Here is a 17,483-nt window from a genome sequence, read left to right as displayed (position 1 = left end):
AATACCCACCCCACAAAGTGGAGTGGAGTACCAAAAACATTTGGCACTGACATTCATCGGCACACTGTTGAGTTCTCAAAGAACACGCACACACCTCATCGGTCGAGACTCTTGACGTTCCAAAAGTGGTGTTCTCGGCCTCTTCGGGGCAACTGTTCCAGCCTAACCCATCTGATCGCCGGGCGCAAACCCGGGGTCGCAGTCTGGGAAATTCAGGCGCCTTCGTCCAACCTCGTGTCCCGCGCCTCTCGGCCGGGTCGGTGTCCGTGTCGCTCTGACTCGACAAAAGTTACGCGGCGATGAATGCGGAGGCAAATCGCCAGGTCAGGGCCGGGTGACCCAAACGAAACCGCAGGTAGACGGTGGTCAGGCCGGCAGAGAATCACCCGAAACGTCGAAATTCGATCACTGTGACGCCCGACACCCACCCTCCTCGGCCCCGGAAACGAGTGAAGGGCACCCCGCTGGAAGCGGGATGCCCTTCAACGATCAAGCCTGGTCAGCCGGCTGCCGGTACACGCACGATGTCGCCACCGAGGTCGCTCAAGTTCTCGACGAAACGCGGGTAGCCGCGATCGATGTGGAACACGTCGTGCACCTCGGTGGTCCCGTCCGCGACGAGGCCCGCGAGCACCAGGCCCGCGCCGGCCCGAATGTCCGACGACCACACCGGTGCACTCGACAACCTGGGAATCCCCCGCACCACCGCGTGGTGGCCGTCGGTCCGGGCATCGGCACCCAGGCGGATCATCTCCTCGACGAACCGGAACCGCGCCTCGAAGACGTTCTCGGTGATCATCGACGTTCCGTCCGCGACGGCGGCGAGCCCGATCGCCATCGGCTGCAGGTCTGTCGGGAACCCGGGAAAGGGCAGGGTCGCGAAGTTGACGGCGACCGGCCGCGACGACTGCACCACCCGGAAGCCGTCCGCCATCGTGGTGATTTGCGATCCCGCGGCCCGCAGCTTGTCAAGGACCAGCGTCAGGTGCTTCGGGTTCACCCCGCGCACCGTCACGTCTCCGCGCGTCATCGCGGCAGCTATCCCCCACGTTGCCGCAACGATCCGGTCGCCGATCACCCGGTGCGTGGTCGGGCTCAGGCTCTTCACCCCACGGATGGTCAGCGTCGACGTGCCGGCGCCCTCGATCTCCGCGCCCATCCGGACCAGCATGTTGCACAGGTCGACGATGTCGGGTTCGCGAGCCGCGTTGTCGATCACCGTTTCGCCCTTGGCGAGCACCGCCGCCATCAGGATGTTCTCGGTCGCCCCCACCGACGGGAAGGCGAGGCGGATGCTCGCGCCGTGCAGGTCGTCGGCGTCCGCGACGACGCAGCCGTGCTGGATCTCGCTGCGCGCCCCGAGCAACTCGAGGCCCGACTGGTGCATGTCGAGTGGACGCGATCCGATCGCATCCCCACCGGGCAACGCGACCACCGCGCGCTTGCACCGCGCCACCAGCGGGCCGAGCACGCACACCGAGGCACGGAACTGGGTCACCGCGGGAAAGTCCGCGTGATACTTCGGCTCGGCCGGGGTGGTGATCCGCACCTCGTCACCGACGAGGTCGACCTCGCAGCCCAGACCACGCAGCACCTCGGCCATGAGCGGCACGTCCAGGATGTCCGGGCAGTTCGTGATGGTGCTCGTACCCTCGGCCAACAGTGCTGCCGCCATCAGCTTGAGCACGCTGTTCTTCGCGCCACCGACCGAGACCTCACCGGCCAGCCGGTTACCGCCGGTGACAAGAAAGCGTTCATTCACAGTCGCACAGCCTAGCCGCGGTCGCCGCGACGGTAGCGTGACACCCATGGCAGTCCACCTGACCCGCATATACACCCGTACCGGCGACGACGGGACGACCGGATTGAGCGACTTCTCGCGCGTGTCGAAGAACGATCCGCGGTTGATCGCCTACGCGGACTGCGACGAGGCGAATGCGGCTGTCGGCGTGGCGCTCGCAATGGGGCAGCCCGACGAGACGGTGACCTCGGTGCTGCGCCAGATCCAGAACGATCTCTTCGACGCCGGCGCCGACCTGTCAACCCCCGTCGTCGAGAACCCGAAGTATCCCCCGCTGCGGGTGTCGCCGGCATATGTCGAGCGGCTCGAAGGCTGGTGCGACGAGTTCAACGAGAACCTGGCGCCACTGCACTCGTTCATCCTGCCCGGCGGCACCCCCCTCGGCGCCCTGCTGCACGTGGCCCGCACCGTCACCCGCCGCGCGGAGCGATCGGCCTGGGCCGCGGTGGAGGCGAGCCCCGCCGACACCAACGTCCTGCCGGCGAAGTACCTCAACCGTCTGTCCGACCTGCTGTTCATCCTCGGCCGGTTCGCCAACCCCGAAGGTGACGTCCTGTGGCGTCCAGGTGCAGGCGGGACCGCCACCGCACCGAGCAACTGAACCGCCCCGAAACGACGAGAACCCCGACCACATCGGTCGGGGTTCTGTTGTGACGGCAGGTCGCTCAGGCCGGACGGCCACGCATCGACCTGCCGGACGGTCGTGATTCGACCCAGGACAGGAACGCGGTCAGCGCCCCGCGGTCGAGGGCGAACTCGTAGCCGTGCTCGCCGTCGTTCACGGACACGATCACGATCTCGTCGGTCATGATGTCGAACTCGGTGTCCTGGGGAGACCGACGATCACCGAGTTCGATGCCCTGGCGCGAGACACGCGAATCGGGGCCGGGCCGCAGGCTCGACAGCTTGAAGAAGACCAGCGACTCCTCGCCGTAGCGAATGATGCCGTGACGCCAGCCCTGCCCCGCCGCCGCGGGCGTCGAGCGCATGATCGCCGCGGTGCCCCCGCGACGCAGTACCGACAAGCGGTACACGAAAGCCGCGACGAGTGCCGCGAGCAGCACAACCAGAATGAAGAGAACGATCACTCCAGCAGTCACTACTCGTCGGCCTACCCGTCGCGGCTTCTCGTGTGTACCTGTCAGGCCCGCTCGACCGCGCGCAGCTGACCCTTGGCGATCGCGATCGCCTCGTCCTGCGCGGTGGTGTCTGCGAGCACTGCCTTGGCGGCGTCGACGTCGATGTCGCCGGCGAAGTCCGCGGACTCGGCCAGGACGGTCACCGACGTGCCGGTCACGGAGAGGAAGCCACCGTGCACCGCCGCGACGACGCGCTCGCCGTCCGTGGTGGTGATGGCCACGACACCCGCGTCGACCAGCTGACCGAGGACCGGCTCATGTCCGTACATGATGCCGATCTCGCCCTCGGTGGTCTGGGCGCTGACGAGTGTCGCCGTGCCCGACCACAGCCGCCGCTCGACGGCGACGAGCTCAACGGTCATCTCAGCCATGGTCGACTACTTCCCTGCGATCTTCTTGGCAGCGGCCTCGACGTCGTCGAGTCCACCGCAGCTGTTGAACGCCTGCTCGGGCAGGTGGTCGAACTCGCCCTTGCAGACGCGGTCGAAGGCCTCGATGGTGTCCGCGAGCGGCACCACGGAGCCGGCCTCGCCGGTGAACTTCTCGGCGACGATGAAGTTCTGGCCGAGGAACTTCTGGATGCGACGCGCGCGGCCGACGAGGATCTTGTCCTCTTCCTGCAGCTCGTCCATACCGAGGATGGCGATGATGTCCTGCAGTTCCTTGTACTTCTGCAGGATCCGCTTGACCTCGTTGGCGACGCGGAAGTGCTCGGCACCGACGATGCCGGGCTCCAGGATGCGCGAGGTCGACGTCAGCGGGTCCACAGCGGGGTAGATACCCATCTGCGAGATCGGACGCGAGAGCTCGGTGGTCGCATCGAGGTGCGCGAACGTGGTGGCGGGCGCCGGGTCGGTGTAGTCGTCGGCGGGCACGTAGATCGCCTGCAGCGAGGTGATCGAGCGGCCACGGGTCGAGGTGATGCGCTCCTGGAGCTCACCCATCTCGTCCGCCAGCGTCGGCTGGTAACCCACGGCGGAGGGCATGCGACCCAGCAGGGTCGAGACCTCGGAACCGGCCTGGGTGAACCGGAAGATGTTGTCGATGAAGAGCAGCACGTCCTGGTTCTGCACATCGCGGAAGTACTCCGCCATGGTCAGCGCCGACAGGGCGACGCGCATACGCGTTCCCGGCGGCTCGTCCATCTGACCGAAGACAAGGGCGGTGTCCTGGAGGACGCCCATCTCTTCCATCTCGAGGTGGAGGTCGGTGCCCTCACGGGTGCGCTCACCGACGCCCGCGAACACCGAGGTTCCGGAGAACTCACGGGCGATACGGGTGATCATCTCCTGGATCAGAACGGTCTTGCCGACGCCGGCACCACCGAACAGACCGATCTTGCCGCCCTTGACGTACGGGGTCAGCAGGTCGATGACCTTGATGCCGGTCTCGAGGATCTCGGTCTTGCCCTCGAGCTGGTCGAAGGCGGGGGGCTTGCGGTGGATGCCCCACTGCTCGCCGTCGCGACCGAGGCCCGGGGTGTCGAGGCAGTCACCGAGGGCGTTGAACACGTGGCCCTTGACGACGTCACCGACGGGAACCGAGATCGGCTTGCCCGAGTCGACGACCGCGGTGCCGCGCACCAGGCCGTCGGTGGGCTGCATCGAGATGGTGCGCACCAGGTTGTCGCCGAGGTGCTGGGCGACCTCGAGGGTCAGCGTCTTCGCGACGGTCGGCAGAGTGACCTCTGCGTTCAGCGCGTTGAACAGGGCGGGAACGGCGCCACGCGGGAACTCAACGTCCACAACGGGACCGATGACCCGCACGACGCGGCCGGCCGTGGCGGCCGCACCGTTCGCGTTGGTTTGGGTTACTGCTGCGGTCATGTGCTAGTCACTTCCTGCGCTCGAGGCGAGCGCATTCGCGCCACCGACGATCTCGCTGATTTCCTGGGTGATCTGGGCCTGGCGCACCTGGTTGGCCTGACGGCTCAGGGTGTTCACCAGCTCGTTTGCGTTGTCCGTCGCCGCCTTCATGGCGGTACGGCGCGAGGCCGACTCCGATGCCGCGGCTTCCAGCAGCGAGGAGTAGATCCGGGTGTTGATGTACTTCGGCAGCAGCGCCGACAGCAACGTCCCTGCCTCGGGCTCGAAGTCGTACTGAGCCGTCGGCGTAGCACCGTTCGAGTCGGTGAGCATGTCCTCGCCCAACTCGAAGTTCTCGTCCTGGTAGGCGACCTCGAGCGGAGCCATCCGGCGGACCTCGGGAGACTGCGTCAGCATCGACACGAACTTCGTGTAGACGATGTGCAGCTCGTCGACGCCCTCGATGGTGCCCTCACCGTTGTAGGTCGGCACCTCGCTGCCGGACCCGGCCATGAACAGCTCCACCAGGTGCCGGCTCGCCCTCGCGGCGTCCGCGTAGCCCGGGTCCTGGGAGAACCCGGTCCACGCGCCCTTGAGGTCGCGGTCACGGAAGGTGTAGTAGGTCAGACCCTTCGCGCCGAGCACGTACAGCACCGGCTCCTTGCCCTCGCTGCGCAGCAGCGCGAACAGCTCCTCGGCCTCCTTGAGGACGTTGGAGTTGTAGCCGCCACACATGCCGCGGTCACTGGTGACCACGAGCACGGCGGCACGCTTCGGGTTCGGGCGCTCGTTGAGGAGCGGATGGTCGAGTGACCCCGAGGCGCTCGCCAGCGCGGAGAGCACCTTGGTGATCTCCTCGGCGTACGGCTTGGACGCCGCAACCCGAGTCTGCGCCTTGGTGATGCGGGAGGTGGCGATCAGCTCCTGCGCCTTGGTGATCTTCTTGGTCGAGTTGACTGACTTGATACGTGAGCGCAGTTCGCGCAGGCTGGCCATCTACTCAGTCACACTCCCTTCCCACGAGAATCCGTCACGGCCGTCACGCTCACTTGCTGACGTGCTTGCGAGTGACGGAAACCTGCTCCTGGCTGACCTCGTCGGCACCGAGAGCGGTCGCCGCGGCCTCGTTGACGACACGGCTGCCGTCGGAGGCGAGGAAGCCCTGCTTGAACTTGTCGGTCGCCGCCATCAGGGCCGCGGTCGAATCCGCATCGAGAGCCTTGCCGCCCTTGATCGCCTCGTAGACGCCTGCCGCGTTGCGGTGCAGGTCCTCGAGCAGCTCGGACTCGAAGCGACGCACGTCACCGACGGGCACCGAGTCGAAGACACCCTCGCCGGCCAGGTAGATCGAGATGATCTGGTCCTCGACCGCGATCGGGCTGTACTGGTCCTGCTTGAGCAGCTCGACCAGACGCTGGCCGCGCTCGAGCTGAGCCTTCGAGGCGTCGTCCAGGTCGGAGGCGAAGGCCGAGAAGGCCTCCAGCTCACGGAACTGGGCGAGCTCGAGACGGAGCGAACCGGAGACCTTCTTCATGCCCTTGGTCTGCGCGGCGCCACCGACTCGGGACACCGAGATACCGACGTTGATCGCGGGGCGGATGCCCTTGTTGAACAGGTCGGACTCGAGGAACACCTGACCGTCGGTGATGGAGATGACGTTGGTCGGGATGTACGCCGAGACGTCGTTCGCCTTGGTCTCGATGATCGGCAGCGCGGTCAGCGAACCGCCACCGAGCTCGTCGGACAGCTTCGCCGAACGCTCCAGCAGACGGGAGTGCAGGTAGAAGACGTCACCGGGGTAGGCCTCGCGTCCCGGCGGACGACGCAGCAGCAGCGAGATGGCGCGGTACGCCTCGGCCTGCTTGGTCAGGTCGTCGAACACGATGAGGACGTGCTTGCCCTGGTACATCCAGTGCTGGCCGATGGCCGAGCCGGTGTACGGGGCGAGCCACTTGAAGCCGGCCGAATCGGAGGCCGGGGCGGCGACGATGGTGGTGTACTCCATCGCGCCCTGCTCCTCGAGCGCCTGCTTGACGCCGGCGATGGTGGAGCCCTTCTGGCCGATCGCGACGTAGATGCAGCGAACCTGCTGCTTCGGGTCGCCGGTCGCCCAGTTCGCCTTCTGGTTGAGGATGGCGTCGACGCAGACCGCGGTCTTGCCGGTCTTGCGGTCGCCGATCACCAGCTGGCGCTGTCCGCGGCCGATCGGGGTCATCGCGTCGATGGCCTTGATGCCGGTCTGCAGCGGCTCCTCGACCGGCTGGCGCTCCAGCACGGTCGCGGCCTGCAGCTCGAGGGCGCGGTTCTCGAAGCTCTCGATGTCGCCGAGGCCGTCGATGGGCTGGCCCAGCGGGTTCACCACGCGGCCGAGGAAGCCGTCGCCGACGGGCACGGACAGCACGTCGCCGGTCCGCTTGACCTGCTGGCCCTCTTCGATGTCCGCGAAGTCACCCAGGATGACGGCACCGATCTCGGTGGCCTCGAGGTTGAGGGCCACGCCCAGCACCCCACCCGGGAACTCCAGCAGCTCGTTGGCCATCGCCGAAGGCAGGCCGGTGACGTGCGCAATGCCGTCACTGGTGTCGGACACCACGCCGACCTCCTCGCGGGAGGCCTCCGGGGAGTAGCTCGCGGTGTAGTTCTCAATCGCGCTACGGATCTCGTCGGAGGAGATCGTCAGCTCCGCCATGTTCTTCCTGCTCTCGGTATCTGGTCTTCGAATGAATCTGGAGGGGTGCTGCTCGGCGCAGCGGGTGGCCCCGGCTACTTGAGGGTCTTGCGGAGCGACGCGAGTCGTCCCGCGGCGCTTCCGTCGATGACCTCGTCACCGACGCGGACCACGAGGCCGCTCAGGAGCTCGGGGTCGACCTCCACGTGCACGGTGACCGGCTTCCCGTAGGTCCGGGAGAGGGTCGCGGCGAGCCGCTCAGCCTGGGCATCCGAGAGCGGCGAGGCGCTGCGCACGTGTGCGACCGCCTTGTCGCGCCGGGCCGCGGCCAGTTCCGACAGCTCGTTGAACGCGTCCGCCGGAGCGGTGTTCAGCCGGCCGACGGCCTGGTTGGCCAACGCCTCGGAAACCGCCGTGACCTTGCCGTACAGCAGCTTGGACAGCAGTTCGCGCTTGGCGGACGTCGGCCGGGCACGGTCCGACAGGGCCTGCTCGAGCTCGGAGTTGCCCGCCACGATGCGACCGAGCCGGAACAGCTCGTCCTCGACGGTGTCGAGCTGGTTCTGGTCGTCGGCCGCGCGCAGCAGCGACTCCCGGCCCAGCAGCACCAGCGAGTTGCGCAGGTCCGCGGAGCTCGACCAGTCCTGGCCGGCCGCAGCCGTCAGCGTCGCCAGCGTCACGGCCGAGACCTTGGCCGAGAACACCTGTCCGACCAGCGCCTCGCGAACGGCCGCGGGGGCCGAGGGGTCGGCCAGCGCGGCGCGGAGCGTGCGCTGGCCGTCGAGAACCTCGACCGCCGTGAACAGCTCGGCGCCGGTCTGTGCCGCAGCCGCGGTTGCCGCGCCGGCCGAGACTCCGGCCAACGCCGATTCCAGGGCGCTCCTCGTGTGAGCGAGCGCCTCACGGCTTGCTGCGTACATGGTGCTCACTTCCCTGCTGCGGAGTCAGCGCTGACTGCGTCCAGTTCACCGAGGAAACGGTCGATGGTGCCTGCCCGCTTCACGTCGTCGGCGAGCGACTCACCGATGACCTTCTCGGCGAGGTCGACCGCGGTGCGGCCGAGATCGCTGCGGAGTTCGGCGACGATCTGCTGACGCTGGGCGGCGAGCTGGCTGCTGCCTGCCGCCACGATGCGGTCGCTTTCCTCCTGGGCCTGCACCTTCATCTCGGAGATGATCTGCTGACCCTGGGTGCGGGCATCCTCGCGGATGGCCGCGGCCTCGGTACGAGCCTCGGCGAGCTGGGCGCGGTACTGCTCCAGCGTCTCCTTGGCCTCGGCCTGGGCCTCCTCGGCACGCTTGATGCCGCCTTCGATCTGGTCGGAGCGATCGGCCAGCACCTGCTGGAACTTCGGAAGGATGAACTTCCAGAAGACGAAGCCGATGACGATGACACAGACCGCCGACCACACGATGTCGTAGGTCTCGGGGACGAGCGGATTGATGCTCTCGCCCTCCGAGGCCGCGATCACTGCAATGTTCGACATGGCGAGATCAGAAAATGAAGCCGGCGACAAGGCCGATCAGCGCGAGGGCCTCGGTGAACGCGATACCGAGGAACATGTTGGTCCGGATCTGGCCGGCCAGCTCGGGCTGACGAGCGATGCCCTCGATGGCCTTACCGACGACGATGCCCACGCCGATGCCGGGGCCGATCGCGGCGAGACCGTAACCGATGGCGCCGTAGCCCTTGCCCGTGGTGGTCTGCTCGACGGCGGCCTGTGCCAGGTACGAGAGGCTCATGTGGTGTTCCGTTCCCTTTCTGTTGCCCACCGCCGGGGATTGGCGGAAGGGTCAGTTTGTGTGGTGCGTTAGTCGGTCAGTGCGAGTCGGCGTGGAGCGCCAGGTCGATGTACACGGCGGTCAGCAGGGCGAAGACGTACGCCTGCAGGAAGATCACCAGCAACTCGAAGAGGGTGAATCCGAAGCCGGCTGCCAGCGAGAACACACCGAAGACCTTCATTCCGGCGGCTGCCTCGAAGAAGAAGAACTGGGTGGCGCTGAAGAACAGCACGAGCATGATGTGGCCGGCGAGCATGTTGGCCATGAGACGGACGGTCAGCGTGAACGGCCGCAGGATGAACGTCGAGATGAACTCGATCGGGATCAGCAGCACGTGCAGCGCGATCGGAACGTCCGGGACGACGATGCTGCTCTTGACGTACTTGAAGAAGCCGTACTTCTTGATGCCGACGTAGTTGAACGTGATGTACGCCAGCGCCGCGAGCACGATCGGCATGCCGACACGCGCGTTCGACGAGATGTTCAGGAACGGGATCACGCTCGAGAAGTTCAGGAACAGGACCGTGAAGAAGATCGTGGTCAGCACGGGCAGGAAGCGCTTGCCCTGCTCCTTGCCGAGCACTTCGTCGGCGATCTGGTCCTTGACGAAGCCGAGGCCCATCTCCGCGACGTTCTGTGCGCCGCGCGGAATCAGCTTCGGGCTGCGCATGGCAACGGCGAAGAACGCGAGCAGGACGACCGTCATCAGGATGCGGATGAGCATCAGCCGGTCGAGCTCGAATGGGGTGCCCTCGAACAGCACAGCGGGAGGGAAGAAGTCTGCAAGTGACGGCGGATGGAACTCCGCGGCCAGGGTGGTGACGCTCAGCGGTCTCTCCCGTAGTCGTGGCCGCAGGCGGCATCGCCTGCGGTTCGATCGGACATTGACGATCTAACAAGTCGACATGGTCGGCTCGCGTATTCGTCAGCTGCTGTGGACCTTCGAGGGCCCTGCGTCTGTCGGTGTCGGCGGACTGTCGTCGACTCGGCATCCCCGCGCCGGACAGTTTCGGCCATGCGACACTGTCGATCGGAGCTACCTGCGCGGTTGCCGGGCGACGCTCTGTCTGATTCGCGTCGTTCCGGCGCCTGCGTGGGCATGACCCTACCAACACATCTACGACGATGTGTAGACGGGGTCCCCGCCCGAAGCATTACGACAGGTCGTAGTACTACTGATCGTCGTCTTTCCGGTCGCCGGCCGGACCGTCCGAGGCGGCCGGCTGGACGTAGGGAACCTTGACGCGCAGCAGCCCGTAGGTCTCCGCGCCGAGCACGATGACCAGGGCCAGAACCATGACGATGACCAGCGCGCTCTTGCTGTAGAAGTCCATGCCCTTGAGGATTCCGAGCACGAGGACCGCGAGGATCATCTTGAGCAACCAGCTACCGAGCAGCACCGCTCCGGACGTCGCCGGCGGCAGCTTCTCGGTGAACAGCACGGCCAGCGCGGTGCACAGGATGAACCCGCCGCCGACCGCGACACCGATCAGCGCGCCCCACAGACCCGGCAGCCCGGCGACAGCGGCGGCGATCGCCGATCCCACCACCGCGAGGGCGATCAGCCCGATGACTCCATAACGCACGGCGGCACGCAGCGGCGCGGACTGATCGGGCACGGGTTCGGGTTCGAAGCTCACGGTCGGCAAGCCTAGCCGGGTTCCCTGGCGTCCCGGTCACGACCACGGTCCTGCTGCACCCGCAGCGACGGCACCGCCGTGACCACCAGCGCGAAGACGAGCCCTCCCGCGACCAGCAACACCACCAGCCGCCGGTCCAGCAGGGCGGTGCCGACAGCTCCGAACGCGAGCACGCCGACCCACAAGTAGATGAGCAGCACCACGCGTCGATGCGAGTGGCCGATCTCCAGCAACCGATGGTGCAGATGCATCTTGTCGGGCGCGAACGGGCTGCGTCCGGCCATCGTCCGGCGCACGACCGCGAGCAGGAGGTCGAGGATCGGAATGAACATCACCGCGCCGACCAGCAGCAGCGGCGAGAGCAGACCGAGCATGTCGCGAGAACCGTAGGCGTTGAGCGGGATCCGGCCGGACGCGCTGGTCGAGATCGCAGCGAGCATCAGACCGATCAGCATCGAACCGGAGTCGCCCATGAAGATCCTGGCCGGCTGAAAATTGTGCGGCAGAAATCCCAGGCACGCGCCCGCGAGGGCGGCAGCCAGCAGCGCGGGCGGGTAGGCGCTGACGTCGCCGCCCTGCTCGTGCAGCAGTCCGACAGAGAACACACAGACCGCCACCGACGCGATCAGGCCGAGGCCGGCGGCAAGCCCGTCGAGGCCGTCGACGAAGTTCATCGCGTTGATCATCACCACCGCCACGGCGACGGTGACCAGGCCGGACTGCAACTGGTCGAGGATGACGGTGTTCGCGCCGCCGAACGGGACGTACAGCACGAACCAGCTCACGCCCATGATCACCAGGATCCCGGCGGCGGTCACCTGCCCGACGAACTTGGTCAGCGCGTCCAGGCCCCATCGGTCGTCGACGACGCCGACCAGGACGATCACCAGGCCGGACACCAGCGCGGCGGGAATGTCCTTGGTCCCGTACTCGAACCCCCGGGTCAGCGCCGGGAGTTGCTGCGCGAACAGCAACGCCACCGCGAATCCCAGGTACATCCCGATGCCGCCGAGACGCGGGGTCGGTTGCACGTGCACGTCGCGATCGCGGGGAACCGCCACCGCCCCGAACCTGATCGCGAACAGTCGGACACCGCCGGTCGCCAGGAAGGTGACGACCGCCGCGGTGAACAACACCAGCAGCAGTTCTCGGAGCGGCACTCCGGCGCCTCGGCTCGCCTGGGCCTCCGAGGCCGCCAGCAGCGCGGTGTGGGCAGCGATCACGGCGTTGACGGTACCGGCGTCGAGTCGGCGTCCACGTCGACCGTCATCCCTGGGCTCCGCCCCCGAGCAGGCTCTCCACCGTCACCCCGAGCACCTCGGCCACGGCAGCGACCGGCACCGCACCCTCCCGGAGGATGCGTGGCTGATCGGCCGTCAGGTCCACGATCGTGGACGCGACGGCGTGGTCGGCCGGGCCGCCGTCGAGGTAGACACTTGCGGAACCGCCGAGCTGGTCGCGGGCCTGTTCGACGGTGGACGCCGGCGGCTGGCCGGAGATGTTGGCACTGGAGACGGCTAGCGGGCCGACCTCCCGGAGCAGTTCGAGCGCCACCGGATGCAGCGGCATCCTCAGCATCACGGTCCCGCGGGTGTCGCCGAGATCCCAGGCGAGCGAGGGCGCCTGCTGCACAACGAGACTCAGACCTCCGGGCCAGAACGCACGGATCAGTTCGCGAGCCTCGGGCCGGACCGTGAACACGAGTCCGTCGATCGTGTTCCACGAGCCGACCAGGACCGGCACCGGCATGTCCCGGCCGCGGCCCTTGGCGCGCAACAGACTCGCGACGGCCTCGCCGTCGAAGGCATTGGCGGCCAGCCCGTACAGCGTGTCGGTGGGGACCACCACCAGGCGTCCGGCCTTCAGCGCATTGGTGGCGGCCGTGATACCGGCGGCACGCGTATCCGGATCCCCGCAGTCGTAGACGATGCTCACCCCACCATCCTTCCACCCGGGCGATTCCGGTCGCTGCGCAGGCACCTCAACCGCGACGCGCCGCCTCTGCCTCGGTCGCGACACGCCGCGCCACCACGAAGCGTGGCTTACCCGCGAGGTCCGGGTGCTCGGCGACCTCACCGAACACCCGGCGCTCGCGGAGCAACGCGGCGACCTGGCCGCCGTTGCTGTCGTCGTGTTCGATCGCCAGCGCACCACCGATCCGCAGCCACCGCGCGATGTTCGAGACCATGGGGGTGATGACGGACAGTCCGTCCGGGCCGCCGAACAGCGCGACCGCCGGATCGTGCTCGACAACCTCCCGGTCGAGTTCGGCCCCTTCGGGAATGTACGGCGGGTTCGACACCACCAGGTCGACCCTGCCCTCGAGGTCCGCCAAGATCGTCCGGTCGGTCACATCGCCCTGGTAGAGGGTGATCGCGGTGTCGCCGTCGCGGGCCCGGGTGTCGGCGTTGCGACGGGCCCACGAGAGCGCCTTCGGGTCGAGTTCGACCGCATGGACCTGGGCATCGGGGCGGGCGTGCGCGATGGCGAGAGCCAGGGCTCCCGACCCCGTGCACAGGTCCAGCACGACGGGCGGCCTCGACGGACATTCCTCGAGGACCGCGATCGCCCAGGCGAACAGCAACTCGGTCTCGGGCCTCGGCACGAACACCCCGGGCCCGACCGCGACGTCGATCTCGCCCATCGAGGAGACACCGGTGATGTGCTGCAACGGAATTCGCTCGGCGCGCCGGGCGACCAAGCCCTGGTAGGTCTCGATGACCTCGGGATCGACGAGCGGGACGAGCCCGAGTCGGGTGCGCTCGACGCCGACCACGTGGGCGGCGAGCAGTTCCGCGTCCGTGCGCGGGCTGTGCACGCCCGCCTCCTCGAGAAGACGGGTCGCTTCGAGGATCGCTAGGCGCAGCGGTTGTCGGCTCACCCGCTCAGCCTGCCACGACGGACCGACACAGTTGCCGCGACGCGGCGGCACCGGGACTGTGCTGTCGACTACTCGGCGCACATGCTCGTTCGCTGAGGCTCACTCGGCGGCGAGGCGCGCCTCACGGTCGGACTTGCCGAGCGCGTCGAGCAGTGCGTCCATGTCCCCGTCCAGCACGGCGTCGAGGTTGTGCGCCTTGAAGCCGATCCGGTGGTCGGTGATCCGGTTCTCCGGGAAGTTGTACGTGCGGATGCGCTCGGAGCGGTCCACGGTGCGGACCTGGCTCTGCCTGCCGGCGGAGGCCTCCGCGTCCGCCGCCTCCTCGGCCGCCGCCTGCAGGCGGGCCGCGAGCACCTGCATGGCACGTGCCTTGTTCTGCAACTGCGAACGCTCGTTCTGACAGGTGACGACGATGCCCGTGGGCAGGTGCGTGATGCGCACGGCGGAGTCGGTGGTGTTGACGCCCTGACCGCCCTTGCCCGACGAACGGTAGACGTCGATCCGCAGATCGGTCTCGTCGATCTGCACCTCCTCGACCTCCTCCGGCTCCGGGTAGATCAGCACCCCGGCCGCGGACGTGTGCACCCGACCCTGCGACTCGGTCACCGGCACGCGCTGGACGCGGTGCACGCCGCCCTCGAACTTGAACCGTGCCCAGACGCCGTCGCGAACGTCGCCCTTCGACTTGATCGAGATGGTCGCGTCCTTGTAGCCACCGAGATCGGAGATGGTGGCGTCGAGAACCTCGACCCGCCAGCCGTGCCGCTCGGCGTACCGGACGTACATCCGGGCCAGGTCGGAGGCGAACAGCGCGGACTCCTCGCCGCCCTCCCCCGACTTAACCTCGAGCACCACGTCGTCGCCGTCGTGCGGGTCGCGCGGTGCGAGCAGATCCGTCAGCGCAACGTCCAGCTCGGCGACCGCGGCCTCGAGCTCGGGCAGTTCGGCGGCGAAACTCGCGTCGTCGGCGGCCAGTTCGCGCGCGGCCTCGAGATCCTCGCGCGTGGACTGCAGCTTGGTGTAGGTCGCCATGATCGGCGCGAGTTCGGCGAACCGCTTGCCGACCCTGCGCGCGGCAGCGGGATCGTTGTGCAACGCGGGATCGGACAGCTGCAGTTCGAGGCCGGCGTGCTCGGCCAGGATGTCGTCGATCGCCGACGGCTGGGTGGTGCCCGCCATGGTTCGCTCCCTACGCGGTGCGGTGGTCGGGGGTGGCCCGGCCGAAGGAAAGGTACAAAAAAGCCGACGCCCGGCCTGCAGGGAACACAGGACGGGCGTCGGCGATACAGCTAGCTGTCGGCGTCGGCCTTCTTGCCGGCACGCTTGCCGTAGCGAGCCTCGAAGCGGGCAACGCGTCCGCCGGTGTCGAGGATCTTCTGCTTGCCGGTGTAGAACGGGTGGCACTGCGAGCAGACCTCGACGTTGATGCGTCCGGACTCCTTGGTGCTGCGGGTCTCGAACGTGTTACCGCAACCGCAGACGACGGTGGTCGCCACGTAGTTGGGGTGAATTCCTGCCTTCATGGTGTCCCTTTCAGTGGTCGCCGGGTCGCCTTCGACTGTCGAAGCCGTGAACCGGAACCGGACATGGTTGAACTTGCACGCGGCGTGTGCCTGATGCGCGATGTTTCATTCTGCCAGAGGCCTCGCACGTTCTCCTAAACGACCCCGGGCCGGGTTCTGTTCCCGCGAGGGAGCTGAACCCGGCCCGAGACCGTGGAGGTGAGGACTAGTCGTCGTCGCCCATCGCGCCCGGCGCGGTCTTGGAGACCTGCATCAGGAACTCGAGGTTGTTCTTGCTCTTCTTGAGCCGGTCGATCAGGAGATCGATCGCCTGGTGCGAGTCCAGGCCCGAGAGCACGCGGCGCAGCTTGTGCATGACCGCCGCCTCGTCCGGGTTGAGCAGCAGCTCGTCCTTGCGGGTACCGGACGGGTTGACGTCCACCGCGGGGAACACCCGGCGCTCGGCGATCTTGCGATCGAGCTTGAGCTCGGCATTGCCGGTGCCCTTGAACTCCTCGAAGATCACCGTGTCGCCGGTGGACCCGGTCTCGACCATCGCGGTGGCGATGATCGTGAGCGAGCCGCCGTTCTCGATGTTGCGGGCCGCGCCGAGGAAACGCTTCGGCGGGTACAGCGCGGTCGAGTCGACACCGCCGGACAGGATGCGTCCCGACGCGGGCGAGGAGTTGTTGTACGCACGTCCCAGTCGAGTGATCGAGTCCAGCAGGACAACCACGTCGCGACCGTTCTCGACCAGGCGCTTGGCCCGCTCGATGGCGAGTTCGGCCACCGAGGTGTGGTCTGACGGCGGCCGGTCGAAGGTGGAGGCGATGACCTCACCCTTGACCGAGCGCTGCATGTCCGTGACCTCTTCCGGACGCTCGTCGACCAGGACGACCATCAGGTAGCACTCGGGGTTGTTGACCGCGATGGCATTGGCGATCGCCTGCAGCACGCTCGTCTTGCCTGCCTTCGGCGGGCTGACGATCAGCGCGCGCTGCCCCTTGCCGATCGGCATGACGAGATCGATGATGCGGGTGGTGAGGATGTTCGGTGTCGTCTCGAGCCGCAGCCGCTGGTTGGGGTACAGCGGGGTGAGCTTGCCGAACTCCGGACGACGCTTGGCCGCCTCCACGTCGCCACCGTTGACGGTGTCGATGCGCACCAGCGGGTTGAACTTCTGGCGCTGGTTGCCCCCGGCGGACTCGCCCTCGCGGGGCACGCGGACGGCGCCGGTGATGGCGTCGCCGCGACGAAGACCGTTCTTGCGGATCAGGTTCATCGACACGTAGACGTCGTTCGGTCCCGCCAGGTACCCGGAGGTCCGCACGAAGGCGTAGTTGTCGAGCACGTCGAGAATGCCGGCGACCGGCTGGAGGACGTCGTCCTCGCGGATCTCGGGCTCGCGGTCGTTGCCGCCGCCCTCGCCGCGGTCACGTCCACGACGACGCTCACGGAACCGGCGGCCGCGACGGCCCCGGCCCTCGCCGTCGTCCTCGCCCCCGCGGTTGTCCCGACCGTCACGCGGGCCGTTGTTGCCCTGGTTGCGGTCACCCCGCTCACCCTGGTTGCGGTCACCCCGCTCACCCTGGTTGCGGTCACCCCGCTCGCCCTGGTTGCGTTCGCCCTGGTTGCGGTCGCGCCGATTGCGCTCCCCACCCTGTTCCTGACGACCGCCCTCCTGGCGACCGCCCTGACGCTCGGCGGGCTGCTCGGTGGCAGGCGCCGCGGCGGGAGCCGCGGCCTCGGTCTGCTCGGCACCGCCCGCGGGCCGGGAGGCACCGCGACGCTGGCGTCCACGGCGACCGCCCTGCTCGCCCTCGACGGCCGGCTCGGCCTCGGCGCGAGTCGACTCGACGGCGACCGGCGCGGAAGCCGGTTCGGCGCTGCGGGTCTCGGCCGGAGCGGTGGCTGCGGGCGAGGCCGCAGGAGCCTGCGCCTTCGCGGTCTTGGCCGGGGCCGAACCGCCCTGGCGTTCCTTGATGGCGGCGATCAGGTCGCCCTTGCGCATCCCGGAGGTGCCCTTGATGCCCAGCTCACCGGCGAGTCCGCGCAGTTCAGCGAGGACCATCCCGGACAGTCCGGCGCCACGGCGCGCGTCGGCCCGCTTGGTCGCGGCAGCAACGGCCGGGGCCGGGTCTGAAGATTGTGAACCGCTGGCCTGGCTCGTCGCGGCGGAAGCCGCAGCATCGAGTACAGGAGTGGCGATCAGGTCCGTATCGGTCACGGAGATCCTTTCCTTCCCTCGCTCGCGCGGCGCAAAGTC

Annotated in this window: 18 protein-coding genes; 1 reads left to right on the top strand and 17 read right to left on the bottom strand. The window is 67.8% G+C overall.

From position 1 onward, the window contains the following. Positions 1–499: 499 nt before the first annotated feature. Positions 500–1,762: a UDP-N-acetylglucosamine 1-carboxyvinyltransferase gene (murA, locus tag ACFVH2_RS19830; RefSeq protein WP_378427983.1), complete on the bottom strand. Its 1,263-nt coding sequence runs from the start codon at positions 1,760–1,762 to the stop codon at positions 500–502. 46 nt (positions 1,763–1,808) lie between these two features. Between murA and ACFVH2_RS19825 the strand changes: the two genes are divergently transcribed. Further along, positions 1,809–2,402: a cob(I)yrinic acid a,c-diamide adenosyltransferase gene (locus tag ACFVH2_RS19825; protein ID WP_378427981.1), complete on the top strand. Its 594-nt coding sequence runs from the start codon at positions 1,809–1,811 to the stop codon at positions 2,400–2,402. A 64-nt stretch (positions 2,403–2,466) separates the two neighbouring features. On the opposite strand, the gene ACFVH2_RS19820 is transcribed toward ACFVH2_RS19825, so the two are convergent. The 16 genes from ACFVH2_RS19820 to rho all read right to left on the bottom strand — a co-directional run bounded on the left by ACFVH2_RS19820 (position 2,467) and on the right by rho (position 17,444). After that, on the bottom strand, positions 2,467–2,901 hold the full coding sequence (locus ACFVH2_RS19820; RefSeq protein ID WP_378427979.1) for a DUF2550 domain-containing protein: 435 nt from the start codon (positions 2,899–2,901) through the stop codon (positions 2,467–2,469). Positions 2,902–2,942: 41 nt separating this feature from the next. Next, complete coding sequence (locus ACFVH2_RS19815; RefSeq protein WP_378427977.1) at positions 2,943–3,311, bottom strand: F0F1 ATP synthase subunit epsilon; 369 nt, start codon at positions 3,309–3,311, stop codon at positions 2,943–2,945. A 6-nt stretch (positions 3,312–3,317) separates the two neighbouring features. Further along, positions 3,318–4,766, bottom strand: coding sequence for a F0F1 ATP synthase subunit beta (atpD, locus tag ACFVH2_RS19810; protein WP_378427975.1), 1,449 nt, complete (start codon positions 4,764–4,766; stop codon positions 3,318–3,320). A 3-nt stretch (positions 4,767–4,769) separates the two neighbouring features. Continuing rightward, positions 4,770–5,741, bottom strand: a complete 972-nt coding sequence (locus tag ACFVH2_RS19805) for a F0F1 ATP synthase subunit gamma (RefSeq protein ID WP_378427973.1) — start codon at positions 5,739–5,741, stop codon at positions 4,770–4,772. A 49-nt stretch (positions 5,742–5,790) separates the two neighbouring features. Next, complete coding sequence (gene atpA / locus ACFVH2_RS19800; protein WP_378427971.1) at positions 5,791–7,434, bottom strand: F0F1 ATP synthase subunit alpha; 1,644 nt, start codon at positions 7,432–7,434, stop codon at positions 5,791–5,793. Positions 7,435–7,508: 74 nt separating this feature from the next. Beyond that, positions 7,509–8,333 (bottom strand): F0F1 ATP synthase subunit delta, encoded by an 825-nt coding sequence (locus ACFVH2_RS19795; RefSeq protein ID WP_378427970.1) that lies wholly within the window; start codon positions 8,331–8,333, stop codon positions 7,509–7,511. Positions 8,334–8,338: 5 nt separating this feature from the next. Further along, complete coding sequence (locus ACFVH2_RS19790) at positions 8,339–8,899, bottom strand: F0F1 ATP synthase subunit B (protein ID WP_378427968.1); 561 nt, start codon at positions 8,897–8,899, stop codon at positions 8,339–8,341. Between the two features lie 7 nt (positions 8,900–8,906). Continuing rightward, on the bottom strand, positions 8,907–9,155 hold the full coding sequence (locus ACFVH2_RS19785; RefSeq protein WP_072846400.1) for an ATP synthase F0 subunit C: 249 nt from the start codon (positions 9,153–9,155) through the stop codon (positions 8,907–8,909). A 76-nt stretch (positions 9,156–9,231) separates the two neighbouring features. Continuing rightward, positions 9,232–9,957, bottom strand: a complete 726-nt coding sequence (gene atpB / locus ACFVH2_RS19780) for a F0F1 ATP synthase subunit A (protein ID WP_378427966.1) — start codon at positions 9,955–9,957, stop codon at positions 9,232–9,234. Positions 9,958–10,366: 409 nt separating this feature from the next. Next, a complete protein-coding gene (locus ACFVH2_RS19775) occupies positions 10,367–10,843 on the bottom strand; it encodes a hypothetical protein (protein WP_378427964.1) in 477 nt (158 codons plus the stop codon). Positions 10,844–10,845: 2 nt separating this feature from the next. Continuing rightward, positions 10,846–12,057 (bottom strand): glycosyltransferase family 4 protein, encoded by a 1,212-nt coding sequence (locus ACFVH2_RS19770; protein WP_378427962.1) that lies wholly within the window; start codon positions 12,055–12,057, stop codon positions 10,846–10,848. 43 nt (positions 12,058–12,100) lie between these two features. After that, entirely contained in the window at positions 12,101–12,769 is a 669-nt protein-coding gene (locus ACFVH2_RS19765; protein WP_378427960.1) for an L-threonylcarbamoyladenylate synthase, read from the bottom strand. A 46-nt stretch (positions 12,770–12,815) separates the two neighbouring features. After that, positions 12,816–13,715 carry a peptide chain release factor N(5)-glutamine methyltransferase gene (gene prmC / locus ACFVH2_RS19760; RefSeq protein ID WP_378427957.1) on the bottom strand — a complete coding sequence of 300 codons (900 nt, stop codon included), beginning with the start codon at positions 13,713–13,715 and terminating at the stop codon, positions 12,816–12,818. 99 nt (positions 13,716–13,814) lie between these two features. Continuing rightward, complete coding sequence (prfA, locus tag ACFVH2_RS19755; RefSeq protein WP_378427955.1) at positions 13,815–14,894, bottom strand: peptide chain release factor 1; 1,080 nt, start codon at positions 14,892–14,894, stop codon at positions 13,815–13,817. A 110-nt stretch (positions 14,895–15,004) separates the two neighbouring features. After that, a complete protein-coding gene (gene rpmE / locus ACFVH2_RS19750; RefSeq protein WP_378419491.1) occupies positions 15,005–15,238 on the bottom strand; it encodes a 50S ribosomal protein L31 in 234 nt (77 codons plus the stop codon). Positions 15,239–15,443: 205 nt separating this feature from the next. After that, a complete protein-coding gene (rho, locus tag ACFVH2_RS19745) occupies positions 15,444–17,444 on the bottom strand; it encodes a transcription termination factor Rho (protein ID WP_378427953.1) in 2,001 nt (666 codons plus the stop codon). Positions 17,445–17,483: the final 39 nt, after the last annotated feature.

This window comes from Rhodococcus sp. NPDC127527 (assembly GCF_042672245.1).
Taxonomy (GTDB): domain Bacteria; phylum Actinomycetota; class Actinomycetes; order Mycobacteriales; family Mycobacteriaceae; genus Rhodococcus_G.
The sequence above is the reverse complement of the archived record's forward strand: the minus strand, read 5'-3'. Positions and strand labels throughout refer to the sequence as shown.